The organism is Actinomadura spongiicola (assembly GCF_003432485.1).
GTDB lineage: Bacteria > Actinomycetota > Actinomycetes > Streptosporangiales > Streptosporangiaceae > Spirillospora > Spirillospora spongiicola.
The window spans coordinates 177,956-203,320 of sequence record NZ_QVNQ01000010.1 but is presented as its reverse complement, the minus strand read 5'-3'; the positions used below and the strand labels follow the sequence as shown (position 1 = coordinate 203,320).

The following is a 25,365-nucleotide window of genomic DNA, read 5'->3' as shown; positions in this document are numbered from 1 at the left end:
CTCGGTGTGGGGTCGCGAAGTCGGACAACACTGAGCAGAGGGGCAGTGAAACGGAAATGTCCGAAAATCAATGGCGCCCGGTCCCAATAGGGCTCGGCGCCGAGAAGTGGGCCACCCGACGCGAATGCAAGACCGTGCTGGTGGTCGTCCACACCGTCACCTCGGGCCAGCGGGTCCTGGAGGCCGCGCGGCTCCTGGAGAACGACCTGCGCGTCCAGGTCGTCTTCACCCAGGCGCCGGACGTGTTCGGCGACGGGGTGGCGGACCTGCTCACCTCCATCGGCGCGGCCCAGGTCCCCTGGGAACAGGCCAGGCAGACGCGGTTCGACCTGGCCATGGCCGCGAGCCTCCACGGGCTCCACGAGATCCACGCGCCGCTGATCGTCATGCCGCACGGGGCCGGGCACAACAAGCTCGTCGTCCGCCGCGCGGGACGAGCGGTCGGCGGACGCGCCGCCTACGACCTCGACTCCCAGCGGCTCGTGCACGACGGGGCGCTGGTGCCCACGTCCATCGTCCTCGCCCACAGCGAGGACCTCGGCCATCTGGGCAGATCGTGCCCGGAGGCGGTCCCCGCCGCGGTGGTGTGCGGCGATCCCTGCTACGACACGCTCGTCGCCAGCCTGGCCTGCCGGTCGTCCTACCAGGTGGCGCTGGGCGCGGGCGACGGACGCAAACTCGTCGTCGTCACCTCGACCTGGGGGACGAAGTCGCTCCTCGGACGGAACGCGGAACTGTGGCCGCGGCTCCTGACCGAACTCCCCAAGGACGAGTTCCACGTCGTCACGCTGCTGCACCCGAACGTCTGGTACGGCCACGGGACATGGCAGGTCCGCACCTGGCTCGCCGACCTGCTGAGACGCGGCCTCAGCCTCGTGCCGCCGGAGGCCGACTGGCGGGCCGTGCTCGCCGCCGCCGACTGGGTCATCGGCGACCACGGCTCGGTCACCGCCTACGCGGCCGTCACGGGCGTGCCGGTGCTGCTGGGCAACTTCGCGTCCCGTGACTGCCAGCCGGGCTCCGCCCAGTCCCTGCTCTCCGAGGTCGCGCCGCGCGTCTCCAAACGCGGCTCGCTGCGCCGCCAGCTCCTCCAGGCGGCCGCGGACTTCGACGGCGAACGGTACCGGGCGGTGATCGAGCGGCTCAGCTCCGAGCCGGGCCGGTTCAACCACAACATGCGACAACTGATCTACCGGCGGCTCCGGCTGCGGGTCCCCGCCACCGTGCCGGTCACGCTGCCCGCCGTTCCGCCGTACCTCGCCACCGAGAGGAGGCATCGTGTCTGACGGGCTTGTCGTCACGCACGTGTTCGGGCTGGACCAGGTGCTCTGCCTGACCCGTCCCGGAAACGACACCGCCGACCGGACGGACGGCACTCCGGCGGTGCTGACCATTCCGAGGGGCGGCTGCCCCCACGAGCCGCGGCTGGTGCTGTTCGGCGACCTCGGCGCGTGCGGCGCCGCCAAGCTGGGTTCGCTCCTGTTCAGCGACTCGCACGCCGTCGCGTCGTGCGACGACCGCGATGACGACGGACTGCGTGAGCTGGCCGACGTCCTGACCGGCGGGGCGTTCCGCGTGTCGGTCGGCGTCCAGGAACGGCTCCGTCGACGGCTGCACCGGTATCCGGGGTGCAGCGTCGCCGTGGTCCGGCGCCGCAACGACCACCTGGCCGTGGTCAGGGGCGAATCGACGCTCGTGACGCGCAGCTCGCCCGGCGCGGCCGAGATGTGGGACGCGATCTGCGGGTCGTTCCTCTACTGCTGGTGGGGCGCCGGGCTCCCCCTGGCGGAGCTGCCCCGGGCGGCGCTCGTCGTCGGGCGGTTCACCGTGCCGTCCGGCGGACGTCCAGGGTCCCTGGAAACCGTGGGGCGGGCACAGGTCACGGCGGTGCCCACCGACGCGGCGTCGAGGAGGGCGGCCTCATGACCGTCCGGACCGTGGTGGCCGGTGCCGCCAGCTGCTACACGACCGTGCGCGTGGACGCGTTCCCGCTGTCGTACGAGCCGACGGCACCGCCGACCTGGGCGCACTTCAGCGTGTCCGGGGCCGCCACGCACATCGCGAGGGTTCAGGCCGGTCTGGGATGCGACGTCCGCCTGTGCACCGCCGTCGGGGAGGACGTCGCCGGGCAGGCGATCCGCTCGGAACTGTGCCGCGGGGGCCTGCTCGGAGCCGGAGTCGTCGCCTCGGAGACGTCCTCCCTGGGGATCGTGCTGGTGGACCGGAACGGCCGGAGGATGGGGATGCCGTACCTCGCTCCCGTCGACGGGTTCGCCTACCCCTTTCCCCTGCTGCGCGAACAGGCGCGGGACGCCGACCTGCTGGTTCTGACGAACGCGCGGTTCGTCCGACCGCTGGTCGAGCCCGCCGCCACGCTCGGGATCCCGATCGCGGTCGACGTCCACCTGATCGCCGAGCTGGACGACGAGTACGGCCGACCCTGGCTGGAGCACGCCCGGATCGTCTTCTGTAGCCACGAACGGCTCCCCGGTCCCCGCGCGTGGATCGCGGGAATGTTCGCCCGGTACAAGCGGTGCGAGATGGTCGGCATCGGGCTGGGCCCCGGCGGCGCCATGCTCGGCCTCCGGGACGGAACGCTCATCAGGGTCGCCGCCGCGCCACCACCCCGGATCGTCAACACCTCCGGCGCCGGTGACGCCCTCTTCGGGACGTTCCTCGCGGAATGGCTCCGGGACGGCGACCCGGTGGCGGCGCTCCAGGGCGCCGTCCTGCACGCGGGTTGGAAGATCGGCCACCGAGTGACCGCCACGGCCTCGTTGACGGCGACCCGGTTGGCCGCCCTGCGTGAGCGGACCCCACCGGTTACCCGTGTGGGCCGTTGGGACCGCTGGGACGGTTGACCGGCTGGGAGTCGTCGTCCTGCACGCGGGTTGGAAGATCGGCCACCGAGTGACCGCCACGGCCTCGTTGACGGCGACCCGGTTGGCCGCCCTGCGTGAGCGGACCCCACCGGCCACCCGCGTGGGCCGTTGGGACCGCTGGGACGGTTGACCGGCTAGGGGGCGCGGTCCAGCTCGGTCAGGCGTTCGTCGAGGATTCTGGTCGGGGCTCCGGTCCCGGCCAGGATCGTTCGGGCGGTGGTGTAGAGGTGGCGCGCGTCGTCGGTTCGCCCGTCCTCGCGGGCCAGGTCGCCCAGGACGTGCAGCGCGTCGCCCTCGCCGATGGCCGACCCGATCCGGCGCATCATGGCGAGGCCCTCGTCCACGGCGCCCGTCGCCGCGGCGGTGTCGCCGCCCAGCGCGTGCGCCTGACCGAGCAGGACCAGCGCCCTGGCCCGGTTGTAGGCGTCGGGCTCGGCCGCGAGGAGCGTCGCGGCCCGGGCCAGCGCGTCCACGGCCTCACCCGCGCGTCCGGACCTGATGAGGGCGGTTCCGAGGTCGCACAGCGTGAGCGCCGTACGGCGCTGCTCGCCCTCGGCGCGGAACACCTCAAGCGCGGCCGTGAACTGGGCCGCCGCGGCGTCTACGGCTCCGCGGTCGAGTTCGAGCAGCCCCAACCGGCGGCGCGTGCTCGCGACCCGTACCGGGACGTCGAGTCGCAGCCACAGGTCCAGGGCGGCGGTGAAGTCGTTCGCCGCCTGGTCGAGGTGGCCGAGTTGTCGCAGGGCCAGGCCGGTGCGGTTCAGCATTTTCGCCTCGGCGACGGGATCGTCCGCCGCGCGTGCCGCCGCGAGCCCGACCCGGTCGAAGTCGAGCCTCTCGACGTGGTGGCCGCGATGCATGAACAGGGGCCAGCTCGCGTCGACCAGAAGCCAGACCTGACGGTGTAACCCCTGGTCCAGCGCGTGACGGGCCACCGCGCGGAAGTTGCCGAACTCGTCGTCCAGCCAGTCGAGGGCGTCCGCCGCGTCGTCGAACTCCGGCGGTTCGTGCACGAGGAGGCCGGGGTCGGCGAGCCGCCGGTACGGCGCTACGGCCCGGCTCGCCGCGAGCGTGGCGGTGACGAGCCACTCCGTCAGGCGGCGTAACCCCTCGCGGCGTTCGGGCTCCGGGTCGTGCTCCTCGGCCAACTCGACGGCGTGCAGCCGGACCAGGCTTTGGAAGCGGTACCGATCTCGGGGAAGGTCGTCCAGGAGGTTGGCCTCGACGAGAAGGTCCAGCGCCTCCTCGGCGGCGAGAACCGGGACACCGGCCAGGGAGGCCGCCATCCGGCTGTCGAACGTTCCGCCCGGGTGCAGTCCGAGGAACCGGTACAGGCGTCGCGCCGGGTCGGGGAGGTTCTGGTAGGACAGCATCAGGGTGGCTCTGATCGTCATCTCGTTTCCGGCGTCCTGGGTCGACAGCACCCGGAGCCGCTGCCGTTCGTGGGCGAGGGCCCGCACCAGCCGCGCGAGCGGCCAGCGTGGTCTCGTGGCGAGTCGCGCGGCCGCGATGCTCAACGCCAGCGGCGAGCGGCCGCACTGTTCCACCAGCTCCTCCGCCATGCCGCGTTCGGGACGGACGCGTTCGGCGCCCAGCGAGACGTCGAGGAGTTCGAGCGCCGCGGCATGGCTGAGCGGGTGCAGTTGGACGGCGCGGGCGCCGCGCATCAGCAGACCCGCCAGCCGCCACCGGCTGGTCACCACGACGACGCTGTCGCCCGTGCCCGGCAGGATCGGGCTCACCTGCGCGGCGGAATGGGCGTCGTCCAGGACGATCAGCAGGCGGCGCTCGGCCGTCATGGAACGAAAGAGCGCGGACCGCTCGGCCAGTTCGGCGGGAACGGCTTCCTCGGGGACGCCGAGCGCACGAATGAAGCGGCCGAGCGCCTCCACCGGACGGACGGGACCGGCGGCGGAATGCCCCTGGAGATCCAGGAACAACTGGCCGTCGGGAAAGTTCTCCTTTTCGCCGTGCGCCCAATGCAGCGCGACGGCCGTCTTGCCGATTCCGGCGGGGCCGCTGACGACGACCACATCGTCTTCCGCCGCCCCCTGTCCGAGCGCGGCGAGGGCGCCCGCGCGGTCGACCAGGAGCCCGGCGGCGGGGAGTTGCCGTGGCACGGGCGGTGTGGTCCGACGCTGGTGGAAATGGATATCGCCGAGTACGTCCCGTGTTTGGACGACCGTCCCGGAGACCGGTGTGCTCAGTTCGTTGACGTGCCCACGCGGCTGTCCGGACGCACCGGGATTTCCGATCATTTCCCTGGCAGAGTAGAGAGCACGGACCTCAAATTCTCGGCCGCGAGAACGTAAAAGTCAAGTGCGCACCGCCATTTTCGGCAGTTCCTTACAAATCCACTGAATCGGCACGAACAAATACGGGAATTGATATCTGACGAAAAGGTGTGGCTGGCAATGTCGTACCGCTGCAAGGACGGCGAAACTCACATACTCGTCCACCATCGGACAATAGTGGTTCAGGGGAGGGGGACGGGTCAGGCGTGGGTGAAGGTGTGGGTCTGACCCCGGTCGATGTAGGTGACGTCCCCTGACATGCCGCGCCTGTCGAGTTCGCGGCGGAAGTCGTCCAGCGACGACGTGAAGACGGTGTAGTCGTCGTGATGGATCGGGACGGCGTTCGCCGGACGGATCGCCGCCAACAGGTCCGCGCCCTGCGTCGCGTCCATCGTGACGAGGAGCCCACCGGGCAGTTTGGTGCCGCCCAGGTGCAGGACGGCGAGGTCGATGTCGCGGTTGCGGCGCGCTATCTGGTGGATACCGTCGAACATCAGGGTGTCGCCGGTGATGTAGAGGCGGAACTGCACGTCGCCGGTGGCCGGACTGAACTCCAGCAGGCTGCCCATCACGGGCGGGAGGAGCCTCTGGACGGGGCCGGGGGCGTGGCGGCCCGGCATCGAGATGATGCGCAGCAGCGCCCCGTTCTTGGCCAGCGTGTGCGACTCCCACGTGCGCAGGCCGACGGCGTGACGGAAGCCGTGCCAACCCTGGAGGCGGCGCGCCGCGTGCGGTGTCGTGACGATCGGCAGGCCGCGGTCGAGTTTCGCGCGGGCCACCCGGTCCCAGTGGTCGCCGTGCAGGTGGGACAGGACGACGGCGTCCAGGCGGGGCAGTTCGTCGATGTCGAGGGCCGGGTCCGTCAGCCGCCGCGTCGACAGCCCGAACCCGAGGTAGGCGCGCTGCCCGCGGTGCAGGAAATTGGGGTCGGTCAACAGCGTGAACGGGCCGCAGCGCAGAATCGTCGTCGCGTTGCCGACGAACTGCATCGTGCACTGCCTGAGCGCGAGTTCCGGCGCGGTCTTCATGGTCGTCCCCCCTTCCGGCCGGTGTGATCCCCCCGTCATGCCCGGCGGAATCGGAACGAACCATCGCCGCATGAGGCAGGCTGTTTCATAATTCGTGCATCACAAGTCGCGGCAAGGGAGACCAATCGGTGAGCGAGATCGAGCAGGCTCCACCCGGGGTGGACACCACCGTTCCGAGTGCGGCCCGGTTGTACGACTACTACCTCGGCGGAACCGACAATTACGAGGTCGACCGTAAGGCCGCGGAAATGATCCGTGCGAAGATGCCCGAGTTGGAGGACGCGGCATGGGCGAACCGTGGCTTCCTGCAACGTTCGGTGCGGTGGTTGGCCGAGCAGGGAATCCGGCAGTTCATCGACATCGGCGCCGGACTGCCGACGCGGAACAACACCCATGAGGCGGCGCAGGCGGTCGCCCCCGACGCGCGGGTCCTCTACGCCGACAACGATCCGATGGTGCGGGTGCACGCGGACTCCCTGCTGGCCGGGTCGGCGGGCACCGCGTTCATCACGGCCGACTTCCGTGACCCGGAAGGCCTGCTCGGTCACCCGACGACCCGCGCGACCATCGACTTCGCGGAGCCCGTGGCGCTGCTGGTGGTGGCGCTGACCCACTTCGTCCCGGCGGAGGACGACCCGTGGGGGATCGTCCGGCGCTACATGGCCGAGCTGGTTCCGGGCAGTTACCTCGTGCTGTCCGCGGGCACCGGCGACCGGCAGTCACCCCAGGCGATCGCCGCGATCGAGGGGGTGTACGCCAACGCGAGCGCCAAGGCCCACCTGCGGAACCGGGCGGAGATCGCACGGTTCTTCGAGGGGCTGGAGATCGTCCCGCCGTACGAGGGGGCGGCGGCGGAGCTCGCCTTCGTCGGCGAATGGGGCGCCGAGGACCCGGACGCCGCCGATAGTGATGGATCACGCTGGGGTTATTGCGCAGTGGCGAGGAGGCCATGATGAGAAAGCCGTCCGTCGAGGAACTGGGCGTCGATCCCGAGGCGCTGGAATGGAAGCGGTCCGGGACCGGCGAGAGCGCCGTCGAAGTGGCCTTCGTCGGCGCGTGGACACTGCTGCGCACCACGGGCGGCGACCTCGTCTCGGTGTTCGACGAGCACGAATGGGCGTGCTTCCTGGACGGCGTGAAGAACGGCGAGTTCGATCACGCGGCCTCATGACTCCCCGGTCAGATCTGTGATTCACAAATCCCGAAGGCGTATGCTGATGGCGGTCGTCTCACCAGGCGTCTCTCAAGGGAGGTGGTTCCGTTGAGTGAGGCCTACGGGGCCACCGTCGCCAAGCGGCGGTTGGCGCGCCGCCTGAAGGAACTGCGCGTCGAGGCGGGCTACACGGCCAACCAGGTGTGCGACCGGCTGAACTGGGGCCGGGGCAAGGTCGGCCGCTTCGAGGCCAACAGCTGGGTCCGGCCCGAGCTGAGCGACATCCGCGACCTGGCGCGGGTCTACGAGGGCAGTGAACTCGCCGAACTGGAGGAACTGGCGGCTCAGGCGCGGCAACGGGCCTGGTGGCGCGAGTACCCCGACGTCTTCGACAACGAGTTCCCCGGCTATGAGGGCGACGCGACCCACATCCGGGTGATCATGCCGTTGGTGCTGCCGGGACTGCTCCAGACGTTGCCGTACATGCAGGCGCTGCTCGCGTCCGGGTCGAAGTCGCCCGAATGGCGCGAGCGGGCCCTGCGGGCGCGGCTGAGACGGCAGCAGATCCTGGACAGGGACGACGGAACGGCGCCCCAACTGGTCGCCCTCATCACCGAGGCGTCCCTGATGTACGAGTGGGGCGATCCGGGCGACCGTCGCACGCAGCTCCGACACCTGCTGGCGGCGTCCGCCCGTCCAGGGGTCGAGCTGCGGCTGCTACGACTGGCGGACGGCCTGCACCCGGGCATGTCCACGCTGGTCAACATCTTCCGGTTCCCCGGTGACGAGCCGCCCGTGGTCTTCCTGGAGAACGACGCCGACATCCAGGAGATCGACACCCCCGGCAGTGTGGAGGCGTATGACCAGATCTTCGAGCAGATTCGCGGGGCGGCGCTGAGCCCCGCCGACACGGCGGAACACCTGAAGAAGCTGATCTCTGCAATGGAGTAAGACTTATCTGAAGCTGGAGCGATATGGACCTCTCTCAGGCACGCTGGTTCAAGGCCCGCGCGAGCGCGAGCAGCAACGGTGGCTGCGTCGAGGTCGCCGACCTTGAGACGGCCACCGGGCTGCGCGACAGCAAGACCCCCGAGGCGGGCGCGCACATCATCCCCCGGCCCGTCTTCGCGGCGTTCCTCGACGACGTACGAACCGGACGATACGACCGCTGACCAGGCGATTTTCCGTCCGGGAACGCGCCGCGGACGGTGCTGACCGGGCCGCACACGGGATCCCCCAGGGCTGCATCCCCGGGGGATCCTCACGTGTGCGGCCCTCTCTCAGGCGCCGTCAACGGTACAGCGGCGGCGCCGACCCGTCCGTGATCCGCCGGTACACGCTTCGATCACCAGGGGTGAACGCGTTATGACGGTTATCGGGCGCCCACGTGAACGACTCAATCGAGTACGGACCAGCTTTGTCGTGCATTGGGCTTCCGGAGCTGGAATGTGCGAAGCTTAGATCTGTGATTCACACATAGCGACTCGCGAACCCATCAACTTCATGTCCCGACTGTGATCTGCACAGCTGAGCTCCGCGAGACCTCCGAGGGTGGGCGTCATGACGAAGGCCGCGCCGGTGTGCGGGAACCCCTGGAACCTGGAACACGGCGGCTGCGCGGCCCTCTCCCTGCCCGCGGACGAGTCCATCGCCGCCGTCGCGCGAGCCCAGGTCCGCGGCCTGCTCAACTCGCTCGGCCTCGCCGTCCACAACGTCCACGACCTCGCCGTCATGGTCAGCGAACTGGCGACCAACGTGCTCCAGCACGCCACGGCCGGCCCCGACGTCCCCGGCGCCGAACTGTGGGTGTACCAGCGCGGCGGCGAATGCGGACGCGACGAACTGGTCGTCAAGGCGTTCGACACGGTCCGGCAGTGGCACCCACGCACGCACACGCCCGATGACCTGCTCGAACACGGCCGCGGTCTGCAACTCATCGAGATCCTCGCGAACGGCAGGTGGGGGCACCACCCGTCCCGGTCCCGGCTCAGCTCCCCGTCCGTCCGCGGCAAGGCCACCTGGTTCGCCGTCCCGGTGTCCCGCGCCTCACACGGTCGCCGCCACCCCGCGCCCGTCGACGAGCCACACGCGATGAGAAACCTCCAGGCGCTGCTCGTGCAGCGCGGCGTCGACCGCCTCGCGCCCCGGGAGGAACTCGGCGTCACCGTCCTCTCCAGCCCCGGCGACCTGACGGTGTGGTGCGAGACGTCGACGTTCCGCTGGTGCGCCCGCTCCGGCGAAACCGGCAAACTCCCGGTCACCGACATCACAGAGGTGTGCGAGCAGCTCGTACGCCTCCACGAGGCGATGGACGATCGCGGTTAGAGGAGGGGGTCGTATGGCCTGACCGCAACGAGAGCGGCGGTCAGGCCATACGACACCGTGAATCAACCGATCACGTCGGCGCGCACGCGCCGCGCGGCGATGACCAGGTTCCGCAGGGACACCCACGTCTCCAGGTAGGCGCAGGTCTTGAGACCGCAGTCGGGGTTGACCCAGAGCCGACCGGGTTCTACCGCTCGCAGCGCGCGTCGCGGGTTCTTCTCCATGGCGTGGATCAGTCGGTTACGTCGGCGCGGACGCGCCGCGCGGCGGTGACGAGGTTTCGTAGGGACGCTTCTGTCTCTGGGTAGGCGCGGGTTTTGAGGCCGCAGTCGGGGTTGGCCCAGAGTCGAGCGGGTTCCACCGCCCTCAGCGCGCGCCGCAGGTTCTCCTCCATCTCCTCGGCGGCCGGGACGCGCGGCGAGTGGATGTCGTAGACGCCGGGGCCGATGCCGTTCTCGTACCCGGCGGCGCGCAGGTCGGCGACCAGCTCCATGTGGGAACGCGCCGCCTCGACGCTGGTCACGTCGGCGTCCAGCGCGCCGATCGCGTCGATGATCTCGCCGAACTCCGAGTAGCACATGTGCGTGTGGATCTGCGTGCTGTCGGCGACGCCCGAGGTCGCGAGCCGGAACGCGCCGACCGCCCACCGCAGGTACGCCGGACGGTCGGCGTCGCGCAGCGGGAGCAGTTCGCGGAGCGCGGGCTCGTCGACCTGGATGACGCGGATCCCCGCGGCCTCCAGATCGGCGATCTCGTCCCGCAACGCGAGCGCGACCTGCCGGGCGGTGTCGGCGAGCGGCTGGTCGTCCCGGACGAACGACCAGGCCAGCATGGTCACCGGCCCGGTCAGCATCCCCTTGACCGGTTTGCTCGTCAGCGACTGTGCGTACGTCGCCCACTCCACCGTCATCGGACGTGGCCGCGCCACGTCACTGTGCAGAATCGGCGGACGCACGTACCGCGACCCGTACGACTGCACCCACCCGTGCTCGGTGGCGGCGTATCCGTCGAGTTGTTCGGCGAAGTACTGCACCATGTCGTTGCGTTCGGGTTCACCGTGTACGAGAACGTCCAGGCCGAGGTCCTCCTGAAGCGCGACGACCCGGGCGATCTCGTCCTTCATCAGCCGCGTGTAGGCCTCGTCGGTGATGCGCCCGGCGCGGCGGTCGGCGCGGGCCCGGCGGATCTCGCGGGTCTGCGGGAACGAGCCGATCGTCGTCGTCGCCAGCGGGGGCAGGCCCAGCGCGTCCCGCTGGACGGCGAACCTGGTGGCGCGGTCACCCCGGCGGGTTCCGTCGCCGAGCGCGTCGAGCCGGGCGCGAACGTCCGGGTCGACGCCCGCCGAGGGCGCCGGGATGTCGGCGGACGGCGGGACGTCCTCCCGCAACGCCCGCCCGAGCGCGACGACCTCGCCGACCTTCTGCCGCGCGAACGCGAGCCGCCCCCGGACGTCCGGGTCCAGCGGCGTCTCGGCGTCGAGGTCGATGGGCACGTGCATCAGCGAGCAGGACGTGCCGACGGCCACCCGGTCGACGAGCCCGAGCAGCGCGGCGCAGGTGGCCTTGGCGCGGCGCTGGTCGGTACGCCACACGTTTCGGCCGTCCACGACGCCCGCGACGAGGGTCTTGCGCGGCAGCCCGCCGACCGAGGCCAGCACGTCGAGATTGCCGGGGCCCGCCACGAAGTCGAGCCCGACGGCCTCCACACGGCTCGCGGCCAGCACCCGCAGCGCGTCCGCGCCGATCGTCCCGAAGTACGTGGCGACCATCAGCCGTGGTCTGCTGGTCAGCCGCCCGAGCCGCGCGTACGCCCGCGCGAGCGCGTCGATCTCCTCGTCCGTCCGGTCGGCGACCAGGGCGGGTTCGTCCAGTTGCACCCACTCCGCGCCCGACCCGGCCAACCGCTCCAGCACTTCGGCGTACACGTCGACGAGCCCGTCGAGAAGGTCGAGCGGCCGGAACCCGTTCGGCGCGTCCTCCGCTGGCTTCGCCAGCAGTAGATAGGTGAACGGCCCGACGAGAACGGGCCGCGTCTCGATACCGAGCGCCTTCGCCTCCCGGTACTCGGCCAGGGGCTTGGCCGCGGACCCGTCCGCCAGCCGGAACCGCGTCCCCGGCCCGATCTCGGGGACGATGTAGTGGTAATTCGTGTCGAACCACTTCGTCATTTCCAGCGGTGGCACGTCCTGCACGCCGCGCGCCATCGCGAAGTACCGGTCGAACCCGGTCAGATGCCGGTACCGCTCCGGGACGGCATCGACCAGCACACTCATGTCGAGCATGTGGTCGTAGAACGAGAACGTGTTGGACGGGATCGCGTCGAGGCCCGCCTCGCGCAGGCCCGTCCAGACCGCCGCGCGCAGTTCCGCGCCGGTCTTCGTGAGCGCGTCGGCGTCACCGCGTCCGGCCCAATAGTCCTCGGTGGCGAACTTCAGCTCCCGGCGCGCCCCGATTCGGGGATATCCGAGGATCGTGGTGTTCATGGCGGCATCCCTCGCTCTGCCACGGGCGACCCGCGGGCGCAGGGCACGCTGCACGCGCGCCGCAGACCTTCCCGCGAGGCCGCAGACCACCGCGCGCCGGTCGGCGCACGGGCGGAGGCAGGTCTTCGGACTCGCGGGCATCGCCTCTCCCGAGGCGTCTCCTACTGGCCGTCGCTTCCCAGGCCGTCCGGCCCAGTGCGTATGACGGCGGTCGTTCCCGCTCACCGCTGCGGGGCAGTCCCGGATTTCCACCGGGTTCCCTCTTACGACACTCGTCCCCGAGTGAACCATCCGCGCCCTAAAGTCTACCGGCGCCCCGCAATCGGTTTCCGAACAGCGACGCGATCACGGGGGTCAACCGCTTACGTCGCTCTTGGTTTCTGAGGGCGCCCGCCACGAGATCGAACATGGAGGCGGCTCGTTCCGTAGTCCACCCCTCCGACAGGACGGCCTGACCTAGCTGTGGGTCGAGGGCTCGAAGCCCTGTCGCGGATTCGATGATCTCGCAGATGGCAAGGATCCGTTCGGCGACACTCCTGGCCGCATCCCCTTCGGTCCAGTAGGGCACGGTCATGGACCATTCGCCCGAGATGCAGCTCACCAGGATCTTGGCTGGGCTGTGGTCTATCTCCCACGAAGGTGGGTTTTCCGCGACCGACACGTCCCCGAGAAGCTCTCGCGCCCTGGTGACGACCAGGTCCCAGTTCGGTGGACGAGTAAGGACGTCCGGGCCTTTGGTCCGTGCTTGCAAGACGTCCATGCCCTCCTCCCATGACTGGCCGGGCTTTCCCTCCACGAAATCGATGTCATAACCCATGGAGGCAACTTAGGTGCGACGTCGGACACTCCCTGACGACCTTAGGGCCGTTGGAAAAGAAGTTGTGGGGGGTGGTGGTGGTCGGTCAGGGTGGGCGGTATGGATGTCACGTTTCAGCGGTTGGGCGGGAATCGTTATTTCGCCAACGCGGCCCGCGCCGATGGCGTGACGGTGCAGGTTCCCGGGTACGACCGGACGAGCGCCATCCCGCATGACCTCGCGCATTTCGTCGCCGAGCGGGAGTTCGGCGTGACGCGGGGGTTCTGGGGGAGCGTCGCCGCGGGTGCGTTGTTCACCAATATGGTCGTGGTCTCGGGACGGCAGAAGCCGCACGCGGCCGAGCGGTCCAAGCAGATCATCAAGGCGCATGCGGACGACCTGGGGATCTCCGAGGCGCTCGCCGGGGTGGTCCACGACGCCGTCGAAGAGGATCTCGCGGTTGACGTGGTCTTGGAACGGTTGCGTGGGTACTGGGGGATCATCAGTGCGGCGCCGCTGCCGGTGGTGGCCGCCGACGTGGAGCCCGCGGTCAACGCGCTGCGCCGTGCCGCTGAGCGTTGGGCGGCGGTGCCCGTTGACGAGGGGCTGACCTTGACCTGGCCGTTGCCGGTGGAGAAGGTGCCGGTGCCGTGTGCGGGGAAGGCGCGGACCGGTCGCAGTCGCCGCGGTCGATGATCAGCGGAGGTCGAACTTGACCTCGTCGCCCTTCACCGAGGTGACCGTGATCTCCACCGCGCCGACCCGGGCGCGCCGGCCCACCGCGATCGTCGTCGGGGACGAGCCCTCCACCGAGATGGTCATGCCCTGAGCGGTGATCGTGGAGACGGTGAGGTCGATGTCGTTGACCTCGATGCTCTGATCCGACCCGGTCACGGTCACGTGACACTCGCCGTTCGAGCAGGCGTACGAGCTCGAGACGGTCTGGCAGCCGCTGAGCAACAGCGTGCCACCCAGCGCCACGACGGCCGCAAGCGAAACCCGACGGACCATGAACTCCTCCTCCAATGAGCACAACCTGGAGAAATAGATGATCCGAATCCCTGTCGGGTTCCGTGAGGCGCCTCACCCGGGGACGTCGAGAATGCCGGAGCCTCGGGCGGGTAGGGGAAGGAGGTCCGGATCGGCCCCGGCGCGTGGACGTGCCGGGTCAGGGTTGGAGGAGGAAGAGTCGGCGGTCGACGCGGTCCATCGCGCCGCCGCGGCCGAACACCAGGCCGGTGGCGAAGTCGACGATCTGCTTGGCCTCGGCGTCCGTCACGTCCGACAGGTCCATGAGGACGGGCACGCCCTTGCGGAAGAAGTGCCCGACATAGAGGACCTCGTTGTAGTTCTGCGGGCGCAGCGACTTGACCACCGCCCCAGTCTGCCGGTCCGGCGCCACGGGTCAAGGGGTCCGCGGTGCGCGAATTTCGCGTCGAATGGGTTTCGGCGCTGGTGGGCGCGTTTTTTCGGGGTCTGGAGTTTCCGTTGAGGACCAGCGGGAAATCTGGATGCTAGAGGAACGGAGGCGATTGGCATGGAGGTCGTTCTCGAAATGACCCTGCCGAGGAACGCCGAGAGCGCTCCGCTGGTGCGGCACACGCTCGATGCCTCTCTCCGCGGGCTCGGGGTCGCCTCCGAGATCCGTGCCGATATCGCGCTCGCGCTGGGAGAGGCGTGCGCGAACGTCATCCAGCACGCCGCTAACGGACTGGAGTACGAGGTCCGGGCGCGGATGGACGGGACGCGATGCGTCGTGGAGGTCATCGACGGGGGTGCGGCCGACGAACTCGGCACCGGTGAGCGGCGTGAGCGGGGCGCCGGGTGGGAGGCCCCGCGCGGGGCGCCGCTGGCCGAGCATGGGCGGGGGCTTCAACTGATACGGGCGTTCACGGAGGAACTGCACATCGCCGATCGCGTGCACCACGGCGGCGCGATCGTGCATTTCGAGAAGTCGTTGGCGCGCTGACCGCGACGGCCCGGGCCGCGGGGTGCTCGGCCGGGCCGCCGCGGGACGCCCGTCAGCCGGTGACGGGCAGGTCGCGCTTCACCGGGGTCGGGGCGGGCGCCTTCGGCGGGGCCGCCGCGCGGCCACAGGTGGCGGACGCGATCCGGATCGTGGCGGCGTCGCCCGGCACGGGCAGCCGGAGTTCCATCGCGGTGACGTCGAGACGGCCGTCGGCCCGGCGCTGCTGCTTGTTGAGGGTCAGGGAACCGCGGCCGAGGCCGGGCACGTCCACCGGGACGGTGGTGTTCGGGGGCGGGGAGACGTCCAGGGAACGGCCCGCCAGGGAGGCGCGGGCCAGGCTGGCGCTGCCCCGGCCGCCCCTGCACTCGGCGGAGACGGCGTCGGCCCGCAGCTTCGCGGACGGGACGGCGACCCGCGCGACGGCGGAGCGGGCACGGTCCGCGGCGGCGCTGACGTCCAGGGCGGACGCGTCGACCAGGTCGGTGTGATCCTCGCGGAGCAGGTGCTTGGTGACGTCCCCGGATCTGGACGACACGGCCGGTACCGGGGGTACGTCGAGCGGCCCGGTGACCGTGAGCCCGTACGCGGCCCCCTCGGCGTCGCGCGGGGCGGCGGCCGACGCGGTGGGCGCGGCGGCGACGAGGGCGGTGACCAGCAGGCCGGCGGCGGTGAGCCGTCCGGCGACATGGCTGTGAGACATGGGTGTGTTCTCCGGATTCTTGAGATTCTGAGGAGGAACCGGCGGGGCCGGGGCGTGTGCCGGGTCAGCCGGTGATGAACACCAGGGAGCCGAGCGGGACCCGTGACAGCGCCCTCAGCGCGTCCTCCGGCACCCGGACGCAGCCGTGGGTGACGGCCTTGCCGAACACGGAGGCGTCGGGCCAGCCGTGCAGGGCGACGGTGCCGGGACCGCCGCCGAAGGTGTCGAGGGTCGCCGAGTGCGTGCCGAGCGGCAGCACGATCGGGCTCGGTGTCCTCTTGGCCGGGGCGAGCGTGGCCATGAGGAACGTCCGGCCCGGCGGGGTCGGGGTCTTCGCGCCGCCGATCGCGACCGTCCACCGCCCGGTCTCCTTCGCGGACCGGAACAGCGTGAGCCGCCGGTGCGCGAGATCGACGCGGACCGTGTAGGGCGTGTGCGCGGCGCGCAGCCCGTCACCGGGGATCCAGCCGCTGGATCCGTTGGGCCGGGACGGCAGCAGCACGCGCCGCCAGCCGCCGGAGCTCTCCACCACCGGCACCCAGGTGGGGGCGCCGAGCTGCTCGGTGGGGAGCGTGGCGACGGGTCGTCCGCCCGGACGGTCGAACACGGGAACGGCCCGCTCCGGGTGGACGACGAGGCCGTCGGTGGCGCCGTCCGAGGACGCGTCCCTGGGCGCGCCGGAGACGGTGCCGAACGTCGTGGCCTGGGGGATCCTGGCCGGCGCCGGCGCGCCCGGGGCGGTCTGGCCCCCGGTCGCCGTCCCCGTGGGCGCCGTCCCCCCGGACGCCGTCCCGGCGGGGGTGGTGCCGCAGCCGCCGAGCAGCAGCAGCGCGGCCGTGGCCGCCGGCACCAGGCCGCCGGCGGACCTGCCGGCGCGGCGCGGATCCCGCACAATTCGAGTCGCCATGTGCCCGGATGTTAGTGACCGGGGAAGGGCGCGTATCGGATATGGCGAAAAATTGAACCGGGCGCCCGCGCATAAGGAAATGCAATATTCGCCGAATTTCCCGAAGGCTCGCCTTAAAGGCGGGCTACCGCCAAGAAATCGGATTTTCGGGACGGCTCAGGCGGGCAGCGAAAAGGTGCCGCCCCCGGCACCGGGCCTGGCGGCCGCCTCATGGAACTCCACGAGCCCCCACAGCAGCGCGGCGCGGGCGGACGTCGGCATCGAGGCGAGCACGCGGGTCAGCTCCTCGCGCCGCCGTCGGCGCAGCCGGTCGAGCAGCGCCCGGCCGTCGGCGCTCAGCCGGACGGTGACCTCGCGGCGGTCCCGCCCGTGGTCGCGTGTCAACAGCCCGGACGCCTCCAGCCGGTCGCAGAGCCGGCTCGCCGACGACACCAGCGCCCCCAACTCGCCCGCCAGGTGGCTGACGTTCACCGCCCCGCGCTCCAGGACGAACATCGCGCGAAGCTGCGCGGACGGAACCGGGACGTCCGGCGCGCTGTGGGCACGGGTCCAGATGTCCATCAGGGCGAACGCCGCGTCATCGAGCGCCGCCACGGAATCGGCGGCCTCCTCACCCGGCGTCTCCACCATGCCCCCCACTGTTACATACCGCACCGTCAACGGCATCCCGGGGCCCCCGCGGGCACGGGCCCCGGCCGGGGCGGCGCGTCAGCGGGGAAGTTTCACGACCGACACGAAGAAATCGTCGATCCGGCGGACGACGGAGATGAACCGGTCGAAGTCGACGGGTTTGGTGACGTAGGCGTTGGCGTGCAGGTTGTAGCTGCGCAGGATGTCCTCGTCGGCCTCGGACGTGGTGAGGATGACGACCGGGATGCGCCGCAGATCGTCGTCCGCCTTGATCTCGGCGAGCACCTCCATGCCGCTCTTGCGCGGCAGGTTGAGGTCGAGCAGCACCAGGTCGGGGCGCACGACGTCCGCGTACTCGCCCTCCCGGCGCAGGAACGCCATCGCCTGCTCACCGTCGCTGACGACGTGCAGCATGTTGTTGACCTTGTTGTGCTCGAGCGCCTCGACGGTCATGAGCACGTCGCCGGGGTCGTCCTCGACGAGCAGGACTTCGATCGGGTGCGAGGTTTCAGTCATGTCGGTCTCCGTCCCCGTCGTGGGGTCGCCGGACCAGGAGCGTCCAGTGGAACGTGGTCCCGGGGGCGTCCCCCTGGTCGTCATGGTCGCCGGTGTCGAGCCAGATCCGGCCGCCGTGATACTCGACGATCTTCTTGCAGAGGGCAAGGCCGATGCCGGTGCCCGTGTAGGCGTCCCGCGGATGGAGCCGCTGGAAGATCAGGAAGATCCGGTCGGCGTGCCGGGGCTCGATGCCGATGCCGTTGTCGGCGCAGCGGAACTCCCACTCGTCGCCTACGCGGCGGGCGTCGATGGTGACGCGGGGCGGCACGTCCGGACGGTGGAACTTGATCGCGTTGCCGAGCAGGTTCTGGAAGAGCCGGGTGAGCATGCCGGGGTCGCCGGGGACGCGCGGCAGGTCGCCGACGTCCACCTCGGCGCCCGTCTCCTCCCGGAGGGCCGCCAGGTCGTCCAGGGCGAGGTTCGCGGCCTCGTTCAGGTCGACCGAGTCCGTGAAGTCGGTCTCCCGGCCCACCCGGGAGAAGCCGAGCAGGTCGTTGATGAGGGTCTGCATGCGCTTGGCGCCGTCGACGGCGAAGTCGATGTACTGGCGGCCGCGTTCGTCGAGCTGGTCGCCGTACCGGTGCTCGATCAGCTGGCAGAAGCTCGCGACCTTGCGCAGCGGCTCCTGGAGGTCGTGGGACGCCACGTAGGCGAACTGTTCCAGTTCGGCGTTGGAGCGGCGCAGCTCCTCGGCCTGCGCGTCCAGCAGCCGGGTCTGCTCGACGGTGGCCCGCCACTCGTCGATGATGCGTTCGCGCATCGCGTCGATGATCACCGCGAGTTCGTTGATCTCGGACGGCCCGCCGACGTCCAGCGAGTGCCCGAGGTCGCCCTGCGCCACCGCCCGGACGCGGCTGGTCAGTGACGACACCGGCGCCAGCACGGTGCGCCGGATCAGCAGGGCCAGCCCGAGCGCGGCCAGCACGACCAGCCCGAGCGCGGCGCGCGTCGACCAGATGGCAGTCGTCGACCGGGACCGCAACGTGCTCGACGCCCGGTCGTGCAGCCGGGTGGTGTCGGCCTGCAACATGGTCAGCGCGTTGCGCGACCGGTGGAGCAGGTACCGCGCCTGCCGGGTCTGGTACGGCTGGAGGCCCTGCCCGCCGGGCCCGGCGGCGACACGGTCGGCGAACTCGGCACGCCAGGCCCGCGAGTCCGCCCCGGCGCTGTCGAGGCGGCGCAGGACGTCTCCGCCGCCGGACACCCCGTTCAGGAGCCGCCGTATCCGCGCCGCGGCCACCGCCTCCTGCGCGACCGCCTCGCGGTAGTCGGCGACCGGTGCCCGCCCGCCGTCCAGCGCGTAGTCGCGGATCGCGGTGTCCTGGCGGTTGATCGCCGACGAGAGGCGGTACTCCGCCAGGGCGGCTGGGTCGATCCGGTCGATCAGCACGGTCCGCGCCTTGGTGTGCTCGTGTTGCGCGTAAGCGGTCTGCGTGAAGGCGGCTATCAGGAGCAGCCCGAGGACGATCGAGCCGATCCGGTAGATCTGCCCGAGCCGGATCCGGCTCATGCCCCGCGCCACCGGGACGTCCGCCTCCGGCAGCACGATCGCCGGGCCGTGCCCCCGCTCGGCGGTGCCGGGTGTACGTGGATCGCCCGCGGTCATCAGCCGTCGCCTCTGCTCAGCAGCAGCACCGCCAGATCGTCGGCCAGGACGTCGCCGTTCAGCCGCTCCGCCTCGGCGATGAGACCGTCGACGAGCACGTCGCCGCGCTGCCCGGCGCCGTGCGCGGCCGTGGCCAGCTCCATCAGCCCGGACAGGTCGAGGTAGTCGCCGTCGTCGCCGACATGCCCCTCGATGAGGCCGTCGGTGTAGAGGAGCAGCCCCCAGGAGTCGCCGAGTTCGATGTCGAGGGACGGCCATCGCACGGCGGGGATCAGGCCGAGCGCGGGGCCGCGCGGCTCGTCCGGGACGGCCACCACGCCGTCCGGGCCGAAGAACAGCGGGCGCGGATGCCCCGCCCGGTGCAGCCGCGCGGTGCGCCGGTCCGGCGCGATCGTCATCATGCACACGGTCGTGAAGATCTCCTCGGCCCACCGCTCGTGCCGCAGGACGGCGTCGAGCGTGTCGAGGAGCCGTTCGCCGGTGTGCCCGGCCAGGACGAGGGTCCGCCACGCCATGCGCAGCCGGACGCCGAGGGACGCCTCGTCCGCGCCGTGCCCGCTGACATCGCCGATCACGACGTGCACGGAGCCGTCCGCGGTCTCCACGGTGTCGTGGAAGTCGCCGCCGAGCAGGGCCCGGTAGCGTCCGGGCCGGTACCGGGTGTGGTGCCGCAGCGTCGTGTCGTTGAGGATCGGGACGGGCAGCAGCCCGCGTTCCAGCCGCGCGTTCTCCCGGCTCAGCGCCCGCGCCTCCACGAGCTGCCGCTCCGACTCGTCGGCGCGCTTGCGCTCGATCGCGTAACTGATCGCGCGGGTGAGCAGCGCCCCGTCGACGTCCTGCTTGACCAGGTAGTCCTGCGCGCCCGCGGCGACGGCCTCCACGCCGACGTGCGCGTCGGCGAGCCCGGTCAGCACGAGGACGGCTGTGTTCGGCGCGTGGCTGCGGACCTGCCGCAGCGCGTCCAGGCCCTGCGCGTCGGGCAGCGCCAGGTCGACGATGACGCACTGGATCTCGGGCCGCAGCGCGTCGAGGGCCTCGGCGAGCGTCGTCGCGACGGTGATCCGCACATCGGGCTGCGCCTCGGACAGCAGCTCCTCGAACAGGAACGCGTCGCCCGGGTCGTCCTCGACGAGAAGGAGGTGCGGGGAACCGGCGACACCGAGGAGCCGTTCGGCGCCGCGACTGTGCATCGCGGTCATCTCTCAGCTCCCTTGGCCTGCATCGTGATCGCCCCGGCCAGGCGAGTCCTTGCTTGCCGCCAAGCAAATATACGGGCACCGGGCCGCAGCATCGCACACCAAGTGCCGAACTTTCCCCCGAAATGGAGCCCGCCTCGTTCCCACGGTACTTCTCTCGTTCGTCAGGATCTGAACGGCTCTCGCGTAACGATGGGCCTCCTCGGGCCACTACCCGGTGACGCGAACACCGGACGGACGGAGAAGCAGGCCGTGGCAGACGAAGCCGACGATGAACGACGCTTCACCGCGATCTATGACGCGTGCCGTCAGCGCGTGTGGGCGTACGCCGTCAGCCGCGCCGGGCGGCAGGTCGCCGACGAGGTGGTGAGCGAGACGTTCGCCATCGCGTGGCGGCGCCTCGCCGACATCCCCGATCCGGCGCTGCCGTGGTTGCTCGGCGTCGCGCGGAACGTGCTGCGCGACGGGCACCGGGCGGAGGTGCGGCACGAGGCGTTCGTCGCCGAACTCGGGCGGTGGACGGCTCGGCCCGCCGAGGACATCGCCGAGGACGTGGCGGAACGGTTCGCCGTCCTGCGCGCGATGGCGGCGCTGCCGGACGGCGACAGGGAGATCCTCATCCTCGTCGCCTGGCAGGGGCTGACCCCGCGCGAGGCCGCCCGGGTCGTCGGCTGCTCGCCCGCCGCGCTGCGGGTGCGGCTGCACCGGGCGCGGCGGCGTCTCACCCGGGCCGCCGGAGACGGCGGGCTCGGGGAGAGCGGCGGGGAGCCGGGGACGGGACGCGCTGGGACGCGTCAGCAGGTTCGGACCATGAGTAGGGAGATGTCATGAACGACGTGATGCGAACGCTGCGGAGGGCCCGTCCCGCGGAACTCGACCCGGACGCGCCCGTCGACGAGCGCCTCCGGCATGCCGAGCTGGCGCGCGCCATGGCCGCCGGTCCCGCACCGGACCGGCTCGTGGCGGCGACACGGACGACGCGGAAGCGGTTCCGCCCGATCTGGGGCGTCGGGCTGGCCGGGGCGGTGGCGGCCGGGACGCTGGCCGCGCTGATCCTCGTTCCCGGCGGTGAGGACGAGACCGGGCCGCCGAAGAACGAAGGCCCCGGGCGGACACAGCCCGTCGACGCGCGGACCGTCCTGCTCGCGGCGGCGGACAAGGCGGGTGGAAAGCCCAGCGGCCGGCGGGCGTACTGGTACCAGTCGTCGATCGAGTCGCACACGTCCATGGTGGGCGAGCCGGGTTCCAGCTACGCGGTGATCAGCCGGACCAAGTACGAGACCTGGACCCCGACCGACCCGAAGGGCAAGGTGCTGAACCGCCGCCAGGACCTCGGGACGAAGCCCGCGACGCCCAAGGACGCGGCGGCGTGGCGGCGCGCGGGGTCGCCGACCACCTTCACGGCCTACCTGGTCGCCCCTCCGGGGAGCAAGGCCCGTAAGAAGTTCGAGGGGACGACCGCTCCCGGGCCCGTCGAGATGGAGAGCAGCCGCCTGCACGAGGGCGCGGTGGCCTGGTTCGGCCGGAACATGACAATGAAGGAGCTCCAGGCTCTGCCGTCCGACCCGAAACGGCTCAAGGCCCGGCTGATGCGGTACTACGAGGGGCACGACACCGAAGGGGACCGGCCCATGAACGCCGACCGGTGGCTCTACGAGGTGGCCGGCGGCCTGCTGACGGGATTCCCGGTGAAGCCGGAGGTGCGGGCGGGCGCGTACCGGATGCTGGCGTCGCTCCCGCTGGTGAGGTCGCTCGGCCAGGTCAAGGACCCGGAGGGCAGGCCCGGACACGCCATCGCGATCGACCACAAGGAGGAGAAGGGCGTGGTCCGCGACCAACTGATCATCGATCTCGGCACCGGTGACGCGCTGGCCACCACGCTCACGCTGCTGAAGCCGGCGGCGGGGGTGGACTTCCCGGCGGGAGGGACGCTCGGCTCCGGTGTCACGCTCGCCGCGGAATGGACGGACTCGGTCCCGCGCTGACGACGGAGGGAAGGGACGGTGCCATGGAGGGCGGTGCCGTCCCTTCTTCGGTGCGCGCGGTTAGTGACCGGTATGTGATCAGGGTTTGCGATCAGGCGCTTTTGGGTGTTCGACGGGCGGTTTTCTGGGCGGCCCTGCGCTGCGCGGCGGCCGCTCTGGCTCGGTTGAGGCTTTCTCTGACCTTGGCGGCGCCGCGGGTCGCGGTCGCGGTGTCCTTGACGCGCCCGGCGTAAACCGCGAGCACATCGGCGACGGGCGGCGGCTGCCATTCCTCCTTCGGGGTGATCGGCAGGAGGGGAACCGGTGCGGCGGCGGAGTTCGCGGGCACGGGGACGAGCGCGAGATGCGATTGGCAGTGCGGGCACTGCACCCCCGGATGGGTGTCTCTGCTCATAACAAGAATGATTACCCAAGGGTCTGACAAAACGGGAGACCGACTTTTTACGAAGATCCTTGGGGAGGCGCGCCCGCCACATCACGAGGCGGTTATGAGTGGCCGCCGCTCATGTGGAGGATGCGGACGGCGTCGTGACGGTTGTCGTCGTGCAGGAGTGTCGCGCTTGAGCAGATGAGCGCGACGATGATCGCGATCCAGGCGATGGCGCGTCCGGTGCGAAGACCGTATCCGCAGGTTATCCACATCAAGTGCAGGACCCAGCGTCGCCACGGGACGGGTTCGCTGTGCCGGCGTTTCTCCAGTTCGCTGTACCGGAAGTCGCGGGCGAGACGGCCGCGGCCGGAGTCGGCGGAGGCGCGGGCCAGGTCGCCGTAGAGGGCCGCGAGACGGTCGTCGTCCTCGGGGGAGGGCCCGCCGGTGGCGGGCGGAAGGTCGTCGGCGAGGACCGCGTGCCCCCGGCCGTGGCGCCGCCAGGACCGGCGCGGCGCCGTCGCGAACGGGCAGTCGCCCGTGATGCGCAACGCGTCCGGATGCCGCAGGCCGAGGAAGCCGCACCCGCTGAGATCGACGTCGGACAGCTCGATCCATGCGGCGTCGACCCGCCGCAGGGACGTCACCCGCGCGGCCTGAGAGCCGCTCCCCGAGCGTTCTGGGACGTTCGTGGGGCCGGTCCAGGACGGTTCGGTGAGCCCCTGGAGCGGGCGGGGCAGCGAGCTGACCGACACCCTCCCGTCGAAGACGGCGCCCTCAAGGTCGAGTTCGGCGTGCCTCAACCGGAAGTCGGCCTCCCCGTGGACGACCGCGCCGCGCCCGGTCACCTGCCGTGCCGCCGCGCGGACGCGGAGGCCGCCGTACGCGGTGGCGTCCGTGAGGCCGATCCGGCCGCCCGCGACCAGCGGTCCGAGCCACAGGCCGCGGCGGAACCTGGCCCGTTCCAGGCGCGCGTGCCGGGCGACCTGCACCCGTTTGAAGGAGACGGGGCCGCCGAAGGACGCGGCCTGCATCGCCGCGTCCCGTCCGAACCGGGCGCGGTCGAAGCACGCCGCCCCCAGGAACACCGCGCGCCGGAACGACCCGTCGGCGTCCCAGCCGACCTCGCCGAACAGCGCGTCCCCGATGAAGACGGCCTCCTCGAACGAGGCGTGCCGGTGGAACCGCGCGCCGTGGAACGACACGTTGCGTCCGAACCGCACCCCACGGAACGAGACGTTGCCGAGGAACCGCGCGTCGTAGAACGACGCGCCGCCCAGGAAGCAGGCGCCGTCGAACGAGCTGTCGCCTTCGACGAGGATCCCGCGCAGCGCCGCGCCGGACGGCAGTACCGCCCGGTCGAAGCGCGCCCGGCCGAGGTGAGGCCGCTCGTCCGGGCCGGTGACGGCGCGCAGGACGGCGTCCAATAACCCGGGAGGGACGGTGACACCACGCAGGTCCATCTCGGCGCCCGGACGCAGCGAACCCACGAACCGGTCGAACTCGTCGGGAGCCAGGTGGGCGAGGCAGCCGCCCGATCCCTCCACAGCGCGGCCCGCGCACCCGTGGACGGCTGAACACCGCGGCCAGAACACCGTCGTCATGGCCGGTGGGGAAGGCTCGTGAGGGGTCACGCTCTCGTTGTACACACGGCACCTTCGGGAGTGAAGCCCTCCCGGTGGACACTTCGGTTGCTCCCTGTCCGACACCCTCCTTAAACGCGCGTTCTGGGCGTAGTGTGGGTGCTTGTGCGGGAGTGGAACCGGTGGGTCGCGGATGTCGAAGCCCACCAGGGAGACGCGCCAGACCTCGCCCGCGGGGTCCTTCGCTGGCTTGTGGACGCCGGGATCGTGGTCGCCGATCGGACCGACTGCGTGCTCGGCGACGTCCCCGGAGGGTACGCGCCGGGGCCGTCCGCCCGGACGATCGTGACCGGTGACGCCCTGACCGGTGACGCCCTGACCGGTGACGCCGGCGGGTTTCCGGACGTGTGGCCCAACGGCCTGGAGATCGACGTCGGCCGCAGCGCGTTCTACGGAGACGTCCACGAGGACGACCACGTGACCTGTCCACGATGCGGGGCCTGGTTGCCGTTCGAAGTCGTCCTGCCGGAGGTCGAGGAGTGGCTGGAGGGCGGCCCGGACTCGCTGGTCTGCGCCCGCTGCGGCGCCCGCACCGCCCTCAACGACTGGAACTGGCCGACCCCGTGCGCCTTCGCCGAGTTGGGCCTGCGCTTCTGGAACTGGCCTCCGCTCGCGGACGCGTTCGTGGCCGAACTGACCCGCAGACTGGGCCACCGCCTGGTCAGGGGCGAGTCCGGCTGCTGATCCGCCTCCGCTCCCGACCTCTCCCCCGGGGGTTCGCCGTGGCCTCGCATCCCACTGATCCGGTCGACGTTAGGCCGGGGGAACCTGGGGGATGTTCGAAGTGTCTGATACTTCGGTGAAACACCCAAGTTCGACTGTCGTTCATCTTGCTCAGGGAAAA

General features: G+C 71.0%; 28 protein-coding genes and 1 riboswitch. Of the genes, 13 read left to right on the top strand and 15 right to left on the bottom strand.

Annotation, left to right across the window (positions count from 1 at the left end; genetic code table 11):
* The first annotated feature begins 56 nt into the window (after window positions 1–56).
* Genes D0T12_RS28575 through D0T12_RS28565 form a run of 3 tightly spaced genes read left to right on the top strand, consistent with a single transcriptional unit; the run spans window position 57 to window position 2,861 of the window.
* Window positions 57–1,286: a hypothetical protein gene (locus D0T12_RS28575; protein WP_233526338.1), complete on the top strand. Its 1,230-nt coding sequence runs from the start codon at window positions 57–59 to the stop codon at window positions 1,284–1,286.
* A complete protein-coding gene (locus tag D0T12_RS28570; RefSeq protein WP_117403353.1) occupies window positions 1,279–1,926 on the top strand; it encodes a hypothetical protein in 648 nt (215 codons plus the stop codon). The genes D0T12_RS28575 and D0T12_RS28570 overlap by 8 nt, the downstream gene beginning before the upstream one ends.
* On the top strand, window positions 1,923–2,861 hold the full coding sequence (locus D0T12_RS28565) for a carbohydrate kinase family protein (RefSeq protein ID WP_117403351.1): 939 nt from the start codon (window positions 1,923–1,925) through the stop codon (window positions 2,859–2,861). The genes D0T12_RS28570 and D0T12_RS28565 overlap by 4 nt, the downstream gene beginning before the upstream one ends.
* A 155-nt stretch (window positions 2,862–3,016) precedes the next feature.
* Here D0T12_RS28565 and D0T12_RS28560 read toward each other — a convergent pair whose 3' ends face one another.
* Together D0T12_RS28560 and D0T12_RS28555 are read right to left on the bottom strand one after the other, a co-directional pair.
* Window positions 3,017–5,140, bottom strand: coding sequence for an ATP-binding protein (locus D0T12_RS28560; protein ID WP_117403349.1), 2,124 nt, complete (start codon window positions 5,138–5,140; stop codon window positions 3,017–3,019).
* 236 nt (window positions 5,141–5,376) lie between these two features.
* On the bottom strand, window positions 5,377–6,204 hold the full coding sequence (locus D0T12_RS28555; protein ID WP_117403347.1) for an MBL fold metallo-hydrolase: 828 nt from the start codon (window positions 6,202–6,204) through the stop codon (window positions 5,377–5,379).
* A 128-nt stretch (window positions 6,205–6,332) separates the two neighbouring features.
* Here D0T12_RS28555 and D0T12_RS28550 point away from each other — a divergent pair, with 128 nt between their 5' ends.
* From D0T12_RS28550 to D0T12_RS28530, 5 genes are all read left to right on the top strand, one after another.
* Entirely contained in the window at window positions 6,333–7,157 is an 825-nt protein-coding gene (locus D0T12_RS28550; protein ID WP_117403345.1) for an SAM-dependent methyltransferase, read from the top strand.
* A complete protein-coding gene (locus D0T12_RS28545) occupies window positions 7,157–7,375 on the top strand; it encodes a DUF397 domain-containing protein (protein ID WP_199487753.1) in 219 nt (72 codons plus the stop codon). Before D0T12_RS28550 ends, D0T12_RS28545 begins: the two co-directional genes overlap by 1 nt.
* Before the next feature lie 90 nt (window positions 7,376–7,465).
* The gene (locus D0T12_RS28540) at window positions 7,466–8,308 is read left to right on the top strand and encodes a helix-turn-helix domain-containing protein (RefSeq protein ID WP_158581661.1); all 843 of its coding nucleotides are present in this window, start codon (window positions 7,466–7,468) and stop codon (window positions 8,306–8,308) included.
* Between the two features lie 23 nt (window positions 8,309–8,331).
* Window positions 8,332–8,529, top strand: coding sequence for a DUF397 domain-containing protein (locus D0T12_RS28535; RefSeq protein ID WP_117403339.1), 198 nt, complete (start codon window positions 8,332–8,334; stop codon window positions 8,527–8,529).
* Window positions 8,530–8,917: 388 nt separating this feature from the next.
* On the top strand, window positions 8,918–9,682 hold the full coding sequence (locus D0T12_RS28530) for an ATP-binding protein (protein WP_147339669.1): 765 nt from the start codon (window positions 8,918–8,920) through the stop codon (window positions 9,680–9,682).
* 62 nt (window positions 9,683–9,744) lie between these two features.
* Here D0T12_RS28530 and D0T12_RS28525 read toward each other — a convergent pair whose 3' ends face one another.
* From D0T12_RS28525 to D0T12_RS28515, 3 genes are all read right to left on the bottom strand, one after another.
* Window positions 9,745–9,906: a hypothetical protein gene (locus D0T12_RS28525; RefSeq protein WP_117403335.1), complete on the bottom strand. Its 162-nt coding sequence runs from the start codon at window positions 9,904–9,906 to the stop codon at window positions 9,745–9,747.
* A gap of 8 nt (window positions 9,907–9,914) precedes the next feature.
* Window positions 9,915–12,164 carry a 5-methyltetrahydropteroyltriglutamate--homocysteine S-methyltransferase gene (metE, locus tag D0T12_RS28520; protein WP_117403333.1) on the bottom strand — a complete coding sequence of 750 codons (2,250 nt, stop codon included), beginning with the start codon at window positions 12,162–12,164 and terminating at the stop codon, window positions 9,915–9,917.
* A gap of 99 nt (window positions 12,165–12,263) precedes the next feature.
* A riboswitch (cobalamin riboswitch) is annotated at window positions 12,264–12,472 on the bottom strand.
* Complete coding sequence (locus D0T12_RS28515) at window positions 12,463–12,981, bottom strand: hypothetical protein (RefSeq protein WP_117403331.1); 519 nt, start codon at window positions 12,979–12,981, stop codon at window positions 12,463–12,465. (Overlaps the previous riboswitch by 10 nt.)
* A 90-nt stretch (window positions 12,982–13,071) precedes the next feature.
* Between D0T12_RS28515 and D0T12_RS28510 the strand changes: the two genes are divergently transcribed.
* Window positions 13,072–13,656: a hypothetical protein gene (locus tag D0T12_RS28510; RefSeq protein WP_117403329.1), complete on the top strand. Its 585-nt coding sequence runs from the start codon at window positions 13,072–13,074 to the stop codon at window positions 13,654–13,656.
* Here the strand turns inward: D0T12_RS28510 and D0T12_RS28505 are convergent, their stop codons facing one another.
* Window positions 13,657–13,971, bottom strand: a complete 315-nt coding sequence (locus D0T12_RS28505; protein ID WP_147339668.1) for an LPS-assembly lipoprotein LptE — start codon at window positions 13,969–13,971, stop codon at window positions 13,657–13,659.
* Window positions 13,972–14,128: 157 nt separating this feature from the next.
* Window positions 14,129–14,335 carry a cell division protein SepF gene (sepF, locus tag D0T12_RS28500; protein ID WP_158581660.1) on the bottom strand — a complete coding sequence of 69 codons (207 nt, stop codon included), beginning with the start codon at window positions 14,333–14,335 and terminating at the stop codon, window positions 14,129–14,131.
* Window positions 14,336–14,497: 162 nt separating this feature from the next.
* Between sepF and D0T12_RS28495 the strand changes: the two genes are divergently transcribed.
* Entirely contained in the window at window positions 14,498–14,929 is a 432-nt protein-coding gene (locus D0T12_RS28495; protein WP_117403323.1) for an ATP-binding protein, read from the top strand.
* Window positions 14,930–14,981: 52 nt separating this feature from the next.
* Here D0T12_RS28495 and D0T12_RS28490 read toward each other — a convergent pair whose 3' ends face one another.
* From D0T12_RS28490 to D0T12_RS28465, 6 genes are all read right to left on the bottom strand, one after another.
* Complete coding sequence (locus D0T12_RS28490) at window positions 14,982–15,629, bottom strand: choice-of-anchor P family protein (RefSeq protein ID WP_117403321.1); 648 nt, start codon at window positions 15,627–15,629, stop codon at window positions 14,982–14,984.
* A gap of 64 nt (window positions 15,630–15,693) precedes the next feature.
* On the bottom strand, window positions 15,694–16,536 hold the full coding sequence (locus tag D0T12_RS28485; protein ID WP_117403320.1) for a L,D-transpeptidase: 843 nt from the start codon (window positions 16,534–16,536) through the stop codon (window positions 15,694–15,696).
* Window positions 16,537–16,692: 156 nt separating this feature from the next.
* Complete coding sequence (locus tag D0T12_RS28480; RefSeq protein WP_117403319.1) at window positions 16,693–17,166, bottom strand: MarR family winged helix-turn-helix transcriptional regulator; 474 nt, start codon at window positions 17,164–17,166, stop codon at window positions 16,693–16,695.
* Window positions 17,167–17,244: 78 nt separating this feature from the next.
* Window positions 17,245–17,682 carry a response regulator gene (locus D0T12_RS28475; RefSeq protein WP_117403318.1) on the bottom strand — a complete coding sequence of 146 codons (438 nt, stop codon included), beginning with the start codon at window positions 17,680–17,682 and terminating at the stop codon, window positions 17,245–17,247.
* Window positions 17,675–19,330 carry a sensor histidine kinase gene (locus tag D0T12_RS28470; RefSeq protein WP_233526336.1) on the bottom strand — a complete coding sequence of 552 codons (1,656 nt, stop codon included), beginning with the start codon at window positions 19,328–19,330 and terminating at the stop codon, window positions 17,675–17,677. Before D0T12_RS28470 ends, D0T12_RS28475 begins: the two co-directional genes overlap by 8 nt.
* The gene (locus D0T12_RS28465; RefSeq protein ID WP_233526335.1) at window positions 19,330–20,529 is read right to left on the bottom strand and encodes a PP2C family protein-serine/threonine phosphatase; all 1,200 of its coding nucleotides are present in this window, start codon (window positions 20,527–20,529) and stop codon (window positions 19,330–19,332) included. Before D0T12_RS28465 ends, D0T12_RS28470 begins: the two co-directional genes overlap by 1 nt.
* Before the next feature lie 249 nt (window positions 20,530–20,778).
* Here D0T12_RS28465 and D0T12_RS28460 point away from each other — a divergent pair, with 249 nt between their 5' ends.
* Window positions 20,779–21,357, top strand: coding sequence for an RNA polymerase sigma factor (locus tag D0T12_RS28460; RefSeq protein ID WP_233526334.1), 579 nt, complete (start codon window positions 20,779–20,781; stop codon window positions 21,355–21,357).
* Entirely contained in the window at window positions 21,354–22,511 is a 1,158-nt protein-coding gene (locus D0T12_RS28455) for a CU044_5270 family protein (RefSeq protein WP_117403316.1), read from the top strand. The genes D0T12_RS28460 and D0T12_RS28455 overlap by 4 nt, the downstream gene beginning before the upstream one ends.
* Before the next feature lie 91 nt (window positions 22,512–22,602).
* Here D0T12_RS28455 and D0T12_RS28450 read toward each other — a convergent pair whose 3' ends face one another.
* Both D0T12_RS28450 and D0T12_RS28445 read right to left on the bottom strand, forming a co-directional pair.
* On the bottom strand, window positions 22,603–22,905 hold the full coding sequence (locus D0T12_RS28450; protein ID WP_117403315.1) for a hypothetical protein: 303 nt from the start codon (window positions 22,903–22,905) through the stop codon (window positions 22,603–22,605).
* A gap of 92 nt (window positions 22,906–22,997) precedes the next feature.
* The gene (locus D0T12_RS28445; protein WP_117403314.1) at window positions 22,998–24,482 is read right to left on the bottom strand and encodes a pentapeptide repeat-containing protein; all 1,485 of its coding nucleotides are present in this window, start codon (window positions 24,480–24,482) and stop codon (window positions 22,998–23,000) included.
* Between the two features lie 144 nt (window positions 24,483–24,626).
* Here D0T12_RS28445 and D0T12_RS28440 point away from each other — a divergent pair, with 144 nt between their 5' ends.
* Entirely contained in the window at window positions 24,627–25,205 is a 579-nt protein-coding gene (locus D0T12_RS28440) for a hypothetical protein (protein ID WP_117403312.1), read from the top strand.
* Window positions 25,206–25,365: the final 160 nt, after the last annotated feature.

Coding starts and splice junctions, on each gene's coding strand:
- D0T12_RS28525 (WP_117403335.1), bottom strand. CDS start 9,906: ATGGAGAAGAACCCGCGACGCGCGCTGCGAGCGGTAGAACCCGGTCGG.
- D0T12_RS28555 (WP_117403347.1), bottom strand. CDS start 6,204: ATGAAGACCGCGCCGGAACTCGCGCTCAGGCAGTGCACGATGCAGTTC.
- D0T12_RS28465 (WP_233526335.1), bottom strand. CDS start 20,529: ATGACCGCGATGCACAGTCGCGGCGCCGAACGGCTCCTCGGTGTCGCC.
- D0T12_RS28515 (WP_117403331.1), bottom strand. CDS start 12,981: ATGGGTTATGACATCGATTTCGTGGAGGGAAAGCCCGGCCAGTCATGG.
- D0T12_RS28495 (WP_117403323.1), top strand. CDS start 14,498: ATGGAGGTCGTTCTCGAAATGACCCTGCCGAGGAACGCCGAGAGCGCT.
- D0T12_RS28485 (WP_117403320.1), bottom strand. CDS start 16,536: ATGGCGACTCGAATTGTGCGGGATCCGCGCCGCGCCGGCAGGTCCGCC.
- D0T12_RS28575 (WP_233526338.1), top strand. CDS start 57: ATGTCCGAAAATCAATGGCGCCCGGTCCCAATAGGGCTCGGCGCCGAG.
- D0T12_RS28535 (WP_117403339.1), top strand. CDS start 8,332: ATGGACCTCTCTCAGGCACGCTGGTTCAAGGCCCGCGCGAGCGCGAGC.
- D0T12_RS28470 (WP_233526336.1), bottom strand. CDS start 19,330: ATGACCGCGGGCGATCCACGTACACCCGGCACCGCCGAGCGGGGGCAC.
- metE (WP_117403333.1), bottom strand. CDS start 12,164: ATGAACACCACGATCCTCGGATATCCCCGAATCGGGGCGCGCCGGGAG.
- D0T12_RS28565 (WP_117403351.1), top strand. CDS start 1,923: ATGACCGTCCGGACCGTGGTGGCCGGTGCCGCCAGCTGCTACACGACC.
- D0T12_RS28475 (WP_117403318.1), bottom strand. CDS start 17,682: ATGACTGAAACCTCGCACCCGATCGAAGTCCTGCTCGTCGAGGACGAC.
- D0T12_RS28530 (WP_147339669.1), top strand. CDS start 8,918: ATGACGAAGGCCGCGCCGGTGTGCGGGAACCCCTGGAACCTGGAACAC.
- D0T12_RS28545 (WP_199487753.1), top strand. CDS start 7,157: ATGAGAAAGCCGTCCGTCGAGGAACTGGGCGTCGATCCCGAGGCGCTG.
- D0T12_RS28450 (WP_117403315.1), bottom strand. CDS start 22,905: ATGAGCAGAGACACCCATCCGGGGGTGCAGTGCCCGCACTGCCAATCG.
- D0T12_RS28445 (WP_117403314.1), bottom strand. CDS start 24,482: ATGACGACGGTGTTCTGGCCGCGGTGTTCAGCCGTCCACGGGTGCGCG.
- D0T12_RS28490 (WP_117403321.1), bottom strand. CDS start 15,629: ATGTCTCACAGCCATGTCGCCGGACGGCTCACCGCCGCCGGCCTGCTG.
- D0T12_RS28455 (WP_117403316.1), top strand. CDS start 21,354: ATGAACGACGTGATGCGAACGCTGCGGAGGGCCCGTCCCGCGGAACTC.
- D0T12_RS28480 (WP_117403319.1), bottom strand. CDS start 17,166: ATGGTGGAGACGCCGGGTGAGGAGGCCGCCGATTCCGTGGCGGCGCTC.
- D0T12_RS28505 (WP_147339668.1), bottom strand. CDS start 13,971: ATGGTCCGTCGGGTTTCGCTTGCGGCCGTCGTGGCGCTGGGTGGCACG.
- D0T12_RS28560 (WP_117403349.1), bottom strand. CDS start 5,140: ATGATCGGAAATCCCGGTGCGTCCGGACAGCCGCGTGGGCACGTCAAC.